Annotated in this window: 15 protein-coding genes; 11 read left to right on the forward strand and 4 right to left on the reverse strand. The window is 45.2% G+C overall.

Going from position 1 to position 13938, the window contains the following annotated elements; genetic code table 11:
- The first annotated feature begins 227 nt into the window (after window positions 1-227).
- From cobT to btuD, 8 genes are all read left to right on the forward strand, one after another.
- Window positions 228-1271, forward strand: a complete 1044-nt coding sequence (gene cobT / locus R7R24_RS07670; protein ID WP_005377883.1) for a nicotinate-nucleotide--dimethylbenzimidazole phosphoribosyltransferase — start codon at window positions 228-230, stop codon at window positions 1269-1271.
- Window positions 1271-2077, forward strand: a complete 807-nt coding sequence (locus tag R7R24_RS07675) for an adenosylcobinamide-GDP ribazoletransferase (RefSeq protein ID WP_213883550.1) — start codon at window positions 1271-1273, stop codon at window positions 2075-2077. Before cobT ends, R7R24_RS07675 begins: the two co-directional genes overlap by 1 nt.
- Entirely contained in the window at window positions 2074-2607 is a 534-nt protein-coding gene (gene cobU / locus R7R24_RS07680; RefSeq protein ID WP_042521941.1) for a bifunctional adenosylcobinamide kinase/adenosylcobinamide-phosphate guanylyltransferase, read from the forward strand. Before R7R24_RS07675 ends, cobU begins: the two co-directional genes overlap by 4 nt.
- Before the next feature lie 11 nt (window positions 2608-2618).
- Window positions 2619-3233 (forward strand): alpha-ribazole phosphatase, encoded by a 615-nt coding sequence (gene cobC / locus R7R24_RS07685; RefSeq protein ID WP_042521940.1) that lies wholly within the window; start codon window positions 2619-2621, stop codon window positions 3231-3233.
- Between the two features lie 128 nt (window positions 3234-3361).
- Window positions 3362-5158, forward strand: coding sequence for a M3 family oligoendopeptidase (locus R7R24_RS07690; RefSeq protein WP_054729866.1), 1797 nt, complete (start codon window positions 3362-3364; stop codon window positions 5156-5158).
- A gap of 274 nt (window positions 5159-5432) precedes the next feature.
- Window positions 5433-6461, forward strand: a complete 1029-nt coding sequence (locus tag R7R24_RS07695) for a succinylglutamate desuccinylase (RefSeq protein WP_005377878.1) — start codon at window positions 5433-5435, stop codon at window positions 6459-6461.
- 82 nt (window positions 6462-6543) lie between these two features.
- Window positions 6544-7539: a vitamin B12 ABC transporter permease BtuC gene (btuC, locus tag R7R24_RS07700; RefSeq protein ID WP_053306934.1), complete on the forward strand. Its 996-nt coding sequence runs from the start codon at window positions 6544-6546 to the stop codon at window positions 7537-7539.
- Window positions 7526-8293 (forward strand): vitamin B12 ABC transporter ATP-binding protein BtuD, encoded by a 768-nt coding sequence (gene btuD, locus R7R24_RS07705; protein ID WP_080996857.1) that lies wholly within the window; start codon window positions 7526-7528, stop codon window positions 8291-8293. The genes btuC and btuD overlap by 14 nt, the downstream gene beginning before the upstream one ends.
- Before the next feature lie 70 nt (window positions 8294-8363).
- Here the strand turns inward: btuD and R7R24_RS07710 are convergent, their stop codons facing one another.
- From R7R24_RS07710 to R7R24_RS07720, 3 genes are all read right to left on the reverse strand, one after another.
- Window positions 8364-8939 carry a nucleoside triphosphate pyrophosphohydrolase family protein gene (locus tag R7R24_RS07710; RefSeq protein ID WP_182016178.1) on the reverse strand — a complete coding sequence of 192 codons (576 nt, stop codon included), beginning with the start codon at window positions 8937-8939 and terminating at the stop codon, window positions 8364-8366.
- Window positions 8940-9049: 110 nt separating this feature from the next.
- Window positions 9050-9622 (reverse strand): DUF1415 domain-containing protein, encoded by a 573-nt coding sequence (locus R7R24_RS07715; protein WP_053306933.1) that lies wholly within the window; start codon window positions 9620-9622, stop codon window positions 9050-9052.
- An 89-nt stretch (window positions 9623-9711) separates the two neighbouring features.
- Window positions 9712-10935 (reverse strand): MFS transporter, encoded by a 1224-nt coding sequence (locus R7R24_RS07720; protein WP_318119477.1) that lies wholly within the window; start codon window positions 10933-10935, stop codon window positions 9712-9714.
- 106 nt (window positions 10936-11041) lie between these two features.
- Here R7R24_RS07720 and R7R24_RS07725 point away from each other — a divergent pair, with 106 nt between their 5' ends.
- Entirely contained in the window at window positions 11042-11911 is an 870-nt protein-coding gene (locus tag R7R24_RS07725) for a LysR family transcriptional regulator (protein ID WP_017820887.1), read from the forward strand.
- Window positions 11912-11938: 27 nt separating this feature from the next.
- Here R7R24_RS07725 and R7R24_RS07730 read toward each other — a convergent pair whose 3' ends face one another.
- On the reverse strand, window positions 11939-12169 hold the full coding sequence (locus tag R7R24_RS07730) for a glutaredoxin family protein (RefSeq protein WP_005377871.1): 231 nt from the start codon (window positions 12167-12169) through the stop codon (window positions 11939-11941).
- A 138-nt stretch (window positions 12170-12307) separates the two neighbouring features.
- Between R7R24_RS07730 and R7R24_RS07735 the strand changes: the two genes are divergently transcribed.
- Window positions 12308-12823 (forward strand): M48 family metallopeptidase, encoded by a 516-nt coding sequence (locus tag R7R24_RS07735; protein ID WP_047100699.1) that lies wholly within the window; start codon window positions 12308-12310, stop codon window positions 12821-12823.
- A complete protein-coding gene (gene rlmF / locus R7R24_RS07740; protein WP_170893855.1) occupies window positions 12810-13937 on the forward strand; it encodes a 23S rRNA (adenine(1618)-N(6))-methyltransferase RlmF in 1128 nt (375 codons plus the stop codon). Before R7R24_RS07735 ends, rlmF begins: the two co-directional genes overlap by 14 nt.
- Window position 13938: the final 1 nt, after the last annotated feature.

Genomic DNA, 13938 nt, shown 5'->3' on the forward strand with positions numbered 1-13938 from the left:
CATAGTCTAAGCTATTGTAGCGGATTTCAACGAGTTACTTATAATCTCGTGCAAGAAAGGTGAGACGCTCTGCGAACTCGGCAGACTATCCTGAGATAAACTTGATTAGCGCTGCCCCAATTGGATGCAAGTGTATACAATAGTGGGCGCGCAAAAACTGTCGCTGAACAAGACCTCTTGAACAACAGAACACCTCTCACCCAGACAACATCAAAGGAACGTAAAAAATGGATGACTCTTTTGCTGCGGAGATACAAGCACGCATAGATAACAAAACCAAACCCGTCGGTTCTTTAGGCTTATTGGAAAAGGTGGCACTGCAGTTAGCTCTTATTCAAAGTCAGAATAAACCTCAGCCAGTTGATTCCATCGCTATCTGCAAACCGAGCATGCTGGTATTTGCTGGAGATCACGGCGTTGCAGAGGAGGGTGTGAGCATTGCGCCAAGCGAAGTCACTCAGCAAATGGTGGCTAACTTTCTCGCTGGCGGCGCAGCCATCAACTGTTTTTGCGACATTAATGGCATTCAACTCAAAGTAATAGATTGCGGCATGTTGGCTCCTATTGATGTGCTGGTTCCAGAATTTAAATCCCATCCCAACTTGGTTGAACAACGGTTGGGTAACGGTACGGCTAATTTTTCTAAACAATCCGCGATGTCCCCAGAACAAGTGGCGTTAGGTTTAGAATATGGTGCGAAGATTGCTGAGCATACCATTTTGCATGGTTCAAACCTCTTAATGTTCGGCGAGATGGGCATCGGTAATACCAGTTCGGCCTCAGCACTGTTATCGGCGCTGAGCTCATTAGATATTGATTATTGTGTTGGCGTTGGCACCGGAATCAATCAACAGCAGTTGAGCCGCAAATATAAACTGGTAGCACAGGGGGTAAACCGATGTCGAGGTCTTGATACCAAAGCGATTCTCGCACAGGTTGGGGGTTTTGAAATCGTACAAATGGTGGGCGCTTTTTTAGAAGCCAAGCGGCTTAAAACTCCAGTTTTAGTGGATGGGTTTATCGTATCGGTAGCGGCTTATATTGCGACGTTGTTAGACGAAGAAACGCGTGAATACATGTTGTTTGCCCATCGCTCTGAAGAAAATGGACATAAATTTGTATTGGAACATCTTAAAGCAGAACCTCTGCTCGACCTTGGTTTACGGCTAGGGGAGGGAACAGGAGCCGCTCTTGCCTTACCCTTGTTAAAAGCTGCCGCTCAGTTTTACAACAAAATGGCGAGCTTCGAGAGTGCAGGAGTTACAGTATAGTGTCAGTCCCTGATAATTCTGAGAAAGTCACGCCGTCATCGTTAAGATACCAGTGGGAGTTATTTCTATTAGCTACCAGTTTTTTTAGCCGCTTACCCGTGCCCCAAGCGTTGCCTTACAGTGAAGAACGCATGAATCAGGCAGGCCGTTACTTTGCGTTAGTTGGTCTCGTGCTTGGAGCACTTTGCGCTTTGGTATTCTCGCTCACCTCAATTTTTTTCCCAGAGTCGGTTGCCATAGTATTAACGATGGTGTTTAGCTTATTGTTAACTGGGGCTTTTCACGAAGACGGCTTGACCGATATGGCGGATGGCATTGGCGGTGGCATGACCGTAGAGCGACGCCTCTCTATTATGAAAGACAGTCGTATTGGCACTTATGGTGCCGCCACTCTCATTATGGCGTTATTGGCTAAGTATGTTTTTTGGAGTGAACTGACTAACTTGCCGCACTTTTGGTTGGTCATTGTCGTCGCTTACACCGCAAGCCGAGCACTAGCAGCGACGCTTATTTATGACATGCCTTATGTCAGTGACAGTGATACGTCGAAAAGTAAACCGCTAGCAAGTCGCCAGTCTTCTCTAGAAGTCTCCATTTTGTTGTTTACTGGTGGCGTAACATTGCTTGTGCTTGGTATCGCGGATGCGATCTTGATATCGCTTGTTCTCGTGGTATTTCGTTTGATGTTCAAACGTTGGTTAACCAAGAGAATTGGCGGCTTTACGGGGGATTGCCTTGGCGCAGCGCAACAGTTGTCGGAACTGCTTATTTATCTCACTATGATTGGGTTGTATCACTCCTCATGAAGCAATTGATACTCGGTGGCGCGCGCTCTGGGAAGTCGCATTTGGCAGAAAAAACAGCTAAGCAATTATCGGTCGCTTCTCAGCGAGCATTACACTATGTTGCAACCGCGCTGCCATTTGACCAAGAAATGCGAGAGCGAATAGCGCATCATCAAAAGCAACGCGGGGGCGAGTGGCAAGAGCATGAATGCCCCCTTCATTTATCTGAGTTACTGACAAATTTCGCTATCACCGATGTTGTATTGATCGACTGTTTAACCTTGTGGCTCAACAATTGGATATTTGAGTTAGGTGATGAATGTTCCAATGAGAAGCTAGAAGCAGAAATTGAAAAGCTTATACAGGTGGTACGTGGCTCAGATGCGACGTTAATATTCGTCTCTAACGAGGTTGGAATGGGCATTGTACCTTTGGGGGCGGTTAGTCGTTATTTTGTGGATAATGCAGGACGGATGAATCAAAAACTAGCCAGTGTTTGCCATCGCGTTACCTTTGTTGCTGCTGGTTTGCCGTTGGTTCTTAAAGAGTAGGATGGAACAAAATGAAAACACTCAATATCTATCTTGTGCGTCATGGAAAAGTAGACGCTCCACCAGGACTCCATGGCCAAACAGATGTAAAAGTTACGCCTGCTGATCAAGAGAGTATTGCTCGGGCTTGGGCCGAGAGTGGACGAGGTGTGGGTGGAATAATTTCTTCTCCGCTTTCACGCTGTCAAGAACTGGCAAACATCATTGCTGAACAGCAATTATTACCAGTAATGACGGATGAGTCTTTACAAGAGATGGCATTTGGTGATTTTGATGGTATGCCTTTTGATATGCTCACTAAGCAGTGGAAAAAGCTAGATGCTTTTTGGCAATCGCCAGCACAACATACGTTGCCGAATGCTGAGAGCTTAAGCACATTTTCTGAGCGCATATGTCGCGTTTGGTCTCAAATCATCAACGATATCAATGACAATCTACTTATCGTCACGCATGGTGGCGTCATTCGTATGATTCTTGCTCATGTATTGGAGTTAGATTGGCGTAACCCAAAGTGGTATTCGACGTTGTCGATAGGAAACGCTTCTGTCACGCATTTAACAATTACCATAGATGAGCAAATTTACGCCTCGGTGCGTTCGATTGGCGTACCTCTTTTAACTCGTTAATTTATAAATATTAAAATGCCCAGAACGATATTGCTTACGGGCATAGTCACGGAAGATGTCAGTGGAAGCCCATCTGCTAGGTGCAGGAAGCGAAAATTGACTCAGTTACATAAAAAGGAAATATAGAAATGACAACGCCGAGTTGGGATTTGTCCATCGTTTATAACGACCTTTCTGACCCACGAATTCAAGACGATATTGCTCTTGTAGAACAATGTATTGATCTTTTGAATAAACAATCAGCAGATTGTGGCAACGTAGAGATCATGCAAAATGCGATTTTGACCAATGAAGCCGCGAGTCGTTTAGCGGGTACAGTTGCAAATTTTGCGAGTTGTTATGCTTCTGTTGATGCAACAAACGCCGAAGCGAAATCGTTACTTGGTAAAATGACCCGCATCTTTTCGGAGCTTTCCCAAGCGTTCAGTCCCTTTGATTTGACACTAACGCATGCCGACGAAGAGTTTATCTTGCGCGTGTTAGACCATGAGAATCCTGATATCAGTGGGCAAGCTTTTTCTATCTTGAATTCTAGAAAGTTGGCGGATACTCGTCTTAGCAACGCAGAAGAACAGTTACTGGCTGCGATGAGTGTGGATGGCAAATCGGCTTGGGGTAACCTATACGATAACCTGACTGGCTCATTGAAAGTGAAGCTTGAGTACACAGATGGTAATAGTGAAGAGCTTGGGTTTTCTCAAGCGGCAAGCATTCTTTATGGTTCTGAATTCGAGCGTCAAGAAGCCGCGTGGCGAGGCGTACAAGATGCAATGCAAACGCACCAAGAATCATTCGCTGCGATTTTGAATGCGTTAGCAGGATGGCGCTTAACTGAAAACAAAAAGCGTTCTACGAAGCGTGAAGTTCACTTCCTAGAGCCGAGTTTGCATGGTAGCCGAATCCAAGCTGAAACTTTAAATGCGATGATGACCGTAGCCAAAGACAGTCGAGCTATTGGTCAGAAAGCGGGTTTATTGATGGCGCAAGTACATGGTCTGGATGAGATGAAACCTTGGAATCATCTGGCGGCTATGCCTGCTTTGAGCGGTGAAGCGAAGGTTTACGACTTTGATGAAGCGATTGATGTTATTTGTGAAGCATTTGAAACAGTAAACCCTGAGATGTCGGAGTTTGTCCGTTTGATGGTACAAAATGGTTGGATTGATGCCGCGCCAAATGCTAACAAGCGTCTTGGCGCATACTGCACCAAACTGCCAGCAACGCGAACACCACTTGTGTTTATGACTTGGAGTGGCAGTCGGTCAGACCTTATGACTCTGGCACATGAACTTGGCCATGCGTTCCATAACTGGGTTATTCGTGATTTGCCACTTTGCCAAACTTACTACCCAATGACGTTAGCAGAAACCGCCTCTATCTTTGCAGAAAACATCGTTCGTGATCATTTGATTTCGAAAGCGGAGAGCGTTGATGAAAAGCTCGAGATGTTGTGGGAAGAGTTGTCATCTGCGCTAGCTTTAATGATCAACATTCCGGTTCGCTACGAGTTTGAAAAATCGTTCTATGAACGCCGCCAGGATGGAGAGTTAACCGCAGATGAATTCTGTGAGTTGATGTCAGAAACTTGGAAAGAATGGTATGGCGACGTAATGAGCGAACCGGATCCGTACTTCTGGGCAAGCAAGCTGCACTTTTCTATTGATAGCGTGAGCTTTTATAACTACCCATACCTATTTGGTTTCTTGTTTAGCAAGGGTATCTATGCACAGCGAGAAAACAAAGGCGAAGCGTTTTACACCGATTACATCAATTTGCTGCGCGATACAGGCTGCATGATGGCGGAAGATGTCGTCGAAAAGCACCTGTCGATGGATTTAACCCAGCCAACGTTTTGGCAGCAGAGTGTTGAGCTAGTGCGTGAAAAAGTCGATGAGTTTGAGCGTTTGCTCGCACAGCGCGGCTAAGTTTTTCGCAGTGTTGATGCATAATCTGCTTTATAGCTACAAAAATTTGATCAAATCATAAAGATCTTAATCAGGGCTGTGGTAAAGTTCACAGCCCTAACACTTTGTAATTGTTTGAAAATTAAACGCCTCAATGCTTGATTTGAGTGCCTGGCGCGAAAAGGCATCGGATTTTCGAGGGAAATAGTGATTTCTACTCATAAGTGAGATCGCAGCAACAAAAATCCTTTGTACAATTTATTAACATATCCGCCGTGCTATTAAGGAGTAACGCATGACGAAGTCTCTCTTTCGCCAATCGTTTTTAACTGACACGTTAGATGTTCATATTGATGTTGCACCAGCGGAGCAGGTGCTTTCTAACGGTGTAAAACTTAAACTCTATCAGCGTGGTGTATTAGAAGTAATCCCTGCGAATTATACTCAGGATACGAAGAACATCATCATCTCTTGTGGGGTTCACGGAGATGAAACCGCACCGATGGAGCTGGTGGATTCCATTATTCAAGACATAGAATCTGGGTTCCAGACGGTCGATACCCGTTGTCTGTTCATTATCGCTCACCCAGAATCCACTCTGGCGCACACGCGATTCCTCGAAGAAAATCTCAACCGTCTGTTTGACGAAAAAGAACACAAACAGACAAAAGAGCTTGTTATCGCCGATACGCTTAAGCTGCTTGTTCGAGATTTTTATCAGGATACCGACCCGACAACACGCTGGCACCTTGATTTACACTGCGCGATTAGAGGCTCGAAGCACTATACGTTTGCAGTAAGTCCTAAGACTCGTCATCCTGTGCGCAGCAAGGCATTGATCGATTTCTTGGACAGTGCACACATTGAAGCAGTGCTCCTGTCAAACTCACCATCGAGCACGTTTAGCTGGTACAGTGCCGAGAATTTTGGTGCGCAGGCTCTCACAATGGAACTTGGCCGTGTGGCTCGTATCGGTGAAAATGACCTCGATAAACTGACCGCGTTTGATTTGTCTTTACGTAATTTGATTGCGGAAACGAAGCCAGAACACTTACCAAAACCATGCATTAAGTATCGCGTAAGTCGCACAATCGTTCGTTTGAACGAAGACTTTGACTTTATGTTCGACGACAATGTTGAAAACTTCACCTCATTTGTTCACGGCGAAGTGTTTGGTCATGATGGCGACAAACCATTAATGGCGAAGAATGAAAACGAAGCGATTGTCTTCCCGAACCGCCACGTCGCAATAGGTCAACGTGCAGCTCTGATGGTTTGTGAAGTGAAAACCCGTTTTGAAGAGGGTGAGTTGGTTTACGATTAATCCAACATTGCTTTGAGAAGTTAATTGCAATTTACCGAGGCTTAACTGTAAGGTTAAGCCTCGTTTGTTTTTATCGGCCGCTATGGATTTTCAACAACTTATCCTGAACAAGGAACGACGCTGGCAACGTAACCTGATGGTTATGTCGATCGTGCTCGCTGTACTCTCTGCCATTCACTTGATGGTCGGAGAAATTTTCCTTTCTCCTTTTCAATCCTTATCTGCATTTGAACAGAAGTTATTGGTGGACTTGCGTTTACCGAGGTTAGTGTCTGCGGCAATTATTGGTGCTGCGTTAGCGGTATCTGGCGCGACGTTACAAGTGTTGCTTGGGAACGTGTTGGCTGAACCTGGCGTGCTTGGTATCTCTGGTGGCGCAAGCTTAGCAATGGTCTTAATCATGTTCGCGTCACCTGTTCTTCCTACCCCGATTGTTTTTATGTTGGCAGCGATTGCAGGCTCGATGGTATTCACGTTTGTTTTGGTGGCGATAGCAAGGGCAATGCACCTGACGACGGCTCGATTGCTTTTGGTTGGGGTCGCATTGGGTATTTTATCGAGCGCGATTGTGACCTGGGCATTTTACTTTAGTGATGATCTCAGTTTACGCCAACTGATGTATTGGTTAATGGGCAGTATTGGCGGTGCAAGTTGGTATCAACATACCGTTACTTTGGTGATGTTACCGGTGCTTACCTGGTTATGTTGTAAAGGCAAGTCGCTTGATAAATTGATGCTGGGTGAGATTCATGCGACCCAATTGGGTGTCGATGTGCATCAAATGCGTTGGAAATTGATCCTCGCCATTTCTGTTTTGGTGGGTAGTTCAGTCGCTTTGGGTGGCATCATCAGTTTTGTTGGTTTGGTGGTGCCGCACTTGTTGCGTTTGGCTTTTGGTACGGAAAACCGTTATTTATTGCCACTTTCTGCAATATCTGGTGCTGCGTTGCTTGTATTTGCTGACATCGGCGCAAGACTGTTATTGGACTCCGCAGAGTTGCCTTTAGGTGTCATGACAACATCGATTGGCGCACCTATTTTCATCTGGATGCTGGTGAAGAGTCATGATGCACGTTAAACATATGTCGGTTGGTAGTCGATTATTGCCTCTTTCTTTTGAATGCAAAGCTAGCGAAATCGTACATATCGTTGGGCCTAATGGTTCCGGTAAGAGTACTTTATTGGCTGCGATTTCTGGTACGTTAAGTCACCGAGACGGTATGAGTGGTGAAGTGTACGTTGGCAACAAAAACTTGCTTACTTTACCGTTGTCAGAGCAAGCTCATGTTCGAGGTTATTTGTGTCAGCAATCGCGCCCAGCGTTTAATGTTGATGTGTTTCAGTATCTCGCTTTATCTCTGCCAAGTGGTGCTGAGATTGCGGATATCAAAGTGCGTGATGCCGTCAATATGGTGGTGGAGCTGGTACAACTGCAAGATAAGCTTCATCGCAGTATTCAAACATTATCCGGTGGTGAGTGGCAGCGTGTCCGATTAGCAGGTGTATGTTTGCAGGTGTGGCGTACCATTAATCCTTTTTCGCAGTTTTTAATTTTGGATGAGCCAGCAGCACCGTTAGATATTGCGCAAGAGGGTCTGCTCTATCAATTGATTAACGCTATGGCGGCGCAGGGAATTGGAGTATTAGTTGCTAATCACGATCTCAATCGCACATTAAAGCACGCAGATAAAGTATTGCTGCTTAACAACGGTGTGCTGCACTCATCAGGAAGTGCCGATACTGTGCTAACGGAAGAAGCTCTCGGGGAAGTGTTCAATACTCAAGTCAAAAAGGTCATCGTAGATGAGCAACCTTATTTAATCTTTGATTAATGTTTAGGGACAATAAAAAACGACCTACTTGAGGTCGTTTTTTTTTAATCGAGATAGCCAAACTCAACGCTTATTGAGTTAACGGTTTTAGATCTGCAGGGCGGTAGTAAACAGATTTGAGTACTTTGCCTTTACGAATGGTTTTACCTTCCGATACGAAATCTTCGGCGCATTTCGCGATGATGTATTCACCTTTCTGCACCGCCATCAACTTGATGCCTTGTTCTGCGTAGAATGCTTCTGTTTCTGAGTACTCTTGCTCGTTACGGCATACTTTGCTCATGTTGCTTGAATGTACTTCATCCCAGCAAGGAATAAACTCGATACCACGGTTTACCGCAACGTTTAATAGAAGATCAATTAAGTAGTTGATCGCCAGGTTGTCTTCTACTTTGCTGTGGCCAAGATGAACGAGACGGCCCATTAATACATACACGCTGTCTACGATGGCATCTGCTTGCTCAGTTTTACAATCTGCTTCTGCTAGCTCTGTTAGCTCTTCGATCGCCAAAGAGGTGTGTAGTGTGTCTGCTTGCGTATCAAGGCTTGCAGCGTCTGCGACTGGTAAGTCGAAGGTACTACGGAACTCGGTGATATCACGGTATAAGTGATCAAAAATCTCTTGGGTTAGCTTTGACAGTTGCATTCTAATTTCCATTGAATCGATTGAAGCGGCAATGATACCAAACCGCACTTTGAACCCCAAGGGCATTGCATCTAACTGGTGATAAATCTGCCTTTGGGGAATAGTGGTGCTTAACGAAATAGGTAAGGGAACAGCTTTTTACGTTCTTCCTCTGAAAGGGAGGAAACACGAGCGATGTTCGTATCGGGAATGGATTCAGGATCAGGATAGTGTTTTAGTACCTTTTCCATACTCTCTTCGCGAATCAAATGGAAGATCGGGTAAGGAGAACGATTGGTCAGGTTTTCGTCGTCTTCAGGCCTTGCGCCACCAAAACAGTAATCAGGATGGAAAGTCGCTACTTGGAAAATACCTTCCCAGTTTTGCTGCTTAATTAATCCTTCAACCCAATCTATGCAAAAGTTGTAGTCCCAGAAATCTTGTAGCATGTTGGGAACCACAACCAACGTGGTCTCAAGCTGTTCGGGCTCTGTGTTACTCAGCTCAATCAGCTGCAATAAAATATCTTCTAGAAGCGCTTCTTCTTGAGTCGCTTCACTAACAAAGATTTTGATTTGTTTATTACGTTGCGGCTTGGCAGCAAACGGACAAAGGTTGAGTCCGATTACCACATCGTTGAGCCATTGATCGACCTGTTGAGTGATCGCTTCGATATCTGTGTTTTGTGTTGAACGCGTTGACATACGACTTTCTGGTTTTTATTAAAGTAGCCCAAGCATAGCAGAGTTGGTTATCCAAGTAACCAGAGAGGTATTACGCAAATGAGCGTACCTTAGCTACTCTTTAAACTCGCAGCGTCAGGTGTTTGGTCAGTATGCTTTCTTTCGGCAATGTGTTTCAAATACGCAATTGCAGCAAACATCGCTAGGTAGACTGCGCTTCCCCCCATAAGAACACTCGACCAACCTCCATGCTGCCAACAATAAAGAAGTAAGAATCCTCCCAAACTACCGCCTATGTAGTAGTGTACTAAGTAGAGCGCTGTTGCGGTGGCTTTGGCGCGAGTGGCGTTCTGACCGACCCAACCGTAGGCGAGGGTATGAGTAAAGAAGGCACCAAAACTTATCAGCAACAACCCAAATAGCATTGCAGTCAAGCTTTCAGCCGCCGCAATCCACATCCCCGCCATGCTCACTATCGCGCCTAAGAACATACCGAGGATTGATGAATAACGTTTACTCCAGTGGCCTGCGCAACGAGAGGAGAAAGTCCCTCCCAAGTAACAAATAAAGATCAGTGAGGCCAACCCGACGGGCACATTGTGAGGTTCACTCACCAGACGGAAACCCATGACGGAGTAAAGGTTGACGAACAAAGCAAAGTTGAGTCCTCCTATCAGCATCGCGAACCACACGCGTTGGTTTTTAAAATGACCAATAAGCGCACGATTTTGATGGCGCAAGCTGCTTGATGACGGGGTGAAGTTGCGCTGTGTTGGCAATAAATAGTGAACGCCAATGACACCAAGAAGAGTGAACACCATCATAACTTCAATGGCGACATCAACACTGAAATTGTCCGCCAATAAGCCGCCGCTAATACGCCCTGCAATACCGCCTAATGAGTTAGCCGCAATGTACGTTCCAATTGCCATCGAGAAGGCGTGCTTGTCGAGCTCTTCTGCCATGTAAGCCACGGCGACCGCAGCAAAAGCTGCGAGCGCGACACCGATCAGTGCTCGACATACCACCAAAAACAGAAATGAGTCACCAAATAGCATCAAAGCGGAAAGGGTAGGAATCGAAAACAGACCAGCCATCATGACTGGCTTTCTTCCCACTGATTCTGACAACACAGCCATTGGAACGAGGCTAAAAGAGAGAGCGAGTGTTGAGGCCGCAAATAACCAGTTCACTTGCGTTTCTGAGATCGTGAAAATTTGAGCAAAAGTGGGCAGCATTGGCTGTAGTAGGTATAAATTTGAAAAAACCAAGAAGGAACCAAGCGCTAGCGAGAGCGTAATGCGTTTGTATTCCGGTGTGCCAAAACTGACCATGAATCCTGCCTAATGTGAGCAAATGGAGAGACTGTGATCAATCTATCAGTTCGTTATAAATTAAAAAAATATATTAAAAATATGGACACCATATATTTATGATCTAATGGAATCGAAACAACTTAAACATTTTCTGGCGGTCGCTGAACATGGAAATATTACCCATGCGGCGAAAGCCCTGCATATTGCCCAGCCCGCATTAAGCATTTCTATCAAAAAGTTTGAGCAGTCTTTGGGCGTTACCCTATTTCGCCGTGATGATAAAAAAATCAGCTTAACGAAAGAGGGCGAAACGCTACTTATACATGCCAAGCGGGTGATTCAACAGTTGCACGACGCGCAGCTCGCGATTGATGAGTTGAAAGGCTTAGCGAAAGGCGAAGTAAGGCTCGGGACGCCATCAATGATGGGCAGTTATTTCTTTCCACGAATTGTGATGGCGTTTAAAAGCCAGTTCCCGGAGTTAAAATTGACCTTGGTCGAAGCTGGGACTCAATCGATTCGTCGTATGCTGCTCAATGGTCAACTCGATATCGGTGTGATCAGTTGTGATAACGTGCCTGATGACCTAGAAACTGACCATTTGTTTACTAGCCAAATGGTCGCAGTTGTTTCACCTGAGCATGAGTTAGCCCAGCGACACGCTCTTACTTTTGATGAGTTCTTTGAACACGATTTGGTTATGTTTCAGCATGGCTATTTTCACCGCGAATTTTTGGATCAGGTGAGTGAGGAGCATGGGTTTACCATGAAGTCATCATTCGAGACCAACTTACTGCCTTTGATTTTGAGTATTGTAAAACAAGAGTTTGCGATTACCGCGTTACTGGAATTGGTGACTCAACATGAGTCGGGCGTTGTTGGCTTACCGTTTGAACCACCAGTGACGCTGGATCTGGCACTTGCTTGGCGCAAGCAGGGGTACTTATCAATAGCAGATCGAACGTTTATCGACTTTATCAAGCGCTACGTTTAAACGCAGCGCAGATTCATCGTCCGAGCACTAGTCGCCTTTGTACATCTTCTCGAAGTTCTTCGGGTTCCAGCCAATCATTACCCGATCACCAATTTTTAAAACTGGCACTGAACGAGCACCAAGCGCATCAAGTTCTTTGCGACCGCGTTGCATCTTAGCATTGCACAAACGATAGTTAATATTTTTCGAATCCAGATAACGTTGAGCATCTTTGCAGTGAGGGCATTTATCTTTGACGTAAAGAACGACACGTTTCATTGAATTTCTCTCCATTATCATTGGGAGGCGAAGTTTAACGGCCTTTCACCATAAATGAAAGGCGAAAGCTAAGGTGAAACTGTCCTTTATCTCAGGTATATTGAGCGCCTTTATTTTGTCATAACAGACGTTAACTCTATGCATCCGTCACTTCGATACATTCAAGGCTACCCACAAAACATCGTAGAGCAGGTGAGCTCATTGATAGCGAGTGGCAAGTTTGTTCCTTGGTTCGAAAAGCGTTATCCCGATAGGCACCAAATCAAAAGCGAAAGGGCGCTCTATGAGTACGCCATGGCAATCAAAAATCGCTACATGAAGAAAGCCGCGCCAATCAGTAAAGTTGTCTACGATAAGAAAATTCACGCGGTAAACAATGCGCTTGGTTTGCACAGTGTAATCAGTAGAAACCATGGTGGTAAGCTTAAGTCGAAAAACGAGATTCGCATTGCCAATGTATTTAAAGATGCGCCCGAGCCACTATTAAGAATGCTGGTGGTACATGAGTTGGCACATACTCGTGAGAAAAACCACGACAAGGCGTTCTATCAGTTATGTTGCTGCATGGAGCCTGAGTATCACCAACTCGAATTTGATGCTCGTTTGTTTATGATTTACCTCGATTTAAAAGCGAATTTGAATGAAGAACAATAATCACAACGCGAAGCAAGCAAAGCCAAAGGCTTCAAAGGCGGCTCAGAATACAGACGCGAATAAAGCCAAGCCGAAGCGTGTTAAAGACAAAGTTGCGCGCAAATCCTCGCAGCCTGCAGGAAAGAGCGAAGTCGAGTTCATAAAAATAGCGAAGAATGGTTTGCATGAGCGTAATGTTCATCGAGGTCGTTACGATTTTAAAAAACTCGTGGAAAGTGAACCACAGTTAAAGCCATTCGTTATCAAAAATCCGAAAGGGGAAGACTCCATAAACTTCTCTGATCCTAATGCTGTTAAAATGCTCAATAAAGCATTGCTTGCTGCGTATTATGGTATCGAGTTCTGGGACATTCCCGACACCTACCTTTGCCCACCGATTCCGGGCCGCGCTGATTACATTCACCGAGTGGCAGAACTACTTGATGGTGAAGTAAAAGGTCAGTACGCGCACCAAAAAGTGAAAGCGTTGGACATTGGCGTGGGAGCAAACTGTATTTATCCGATTGTTGGTGTAACAAAATACGGTTGGCACTATACGGGCAGCGATGTCGATCCAAAATCCATCCAATCGGCTCAAACGATCGTAGAGCACAATCGTGTTTTGACGGGAAAAATTGCACTGGTACAGCAATACAATGATGCCAATATTTATCGAGGTATCATTCAACCGAATGATCGTTATGATGTGACGACATGTAATCCGCCATTCCACCGTTCGGCGGAAGATGCCGCTATGGGCAGCCAGCGTAAAATCGATAATCTAAAAGCAAACCAGCGCAAGAAAGGGCTAAAACCTCAAACCGCACAAGTAAAGACAAGTAAACCTGCGTTGAATTTTGGCGGTCAAAACGCTGAATTGTGGTGTGAAGGCGGAGAAGCGGCGTTTATCCGAAAAATGGCGAATGAAAGCCAAGCTTTTGCCGCGCAGGTCTTGTGGTTTACAACACTTATATCCAAAAAAGACAACGTTCGCCCGATGCGTAAGCAGCTTGAAAAATTGGGTGTGAAAGCCGTTCGTGTGGTTGAAATGAGTCAAGGGCAGAAAGTGAGCCGCTTTGTAGCTTGGTCATACATGGATAAGCAACAGCGCAGAGCATGGATTGAACTCAAGTAAC

The organism is Vibrio sp. 704 (genome assembly GCF_033339295.1).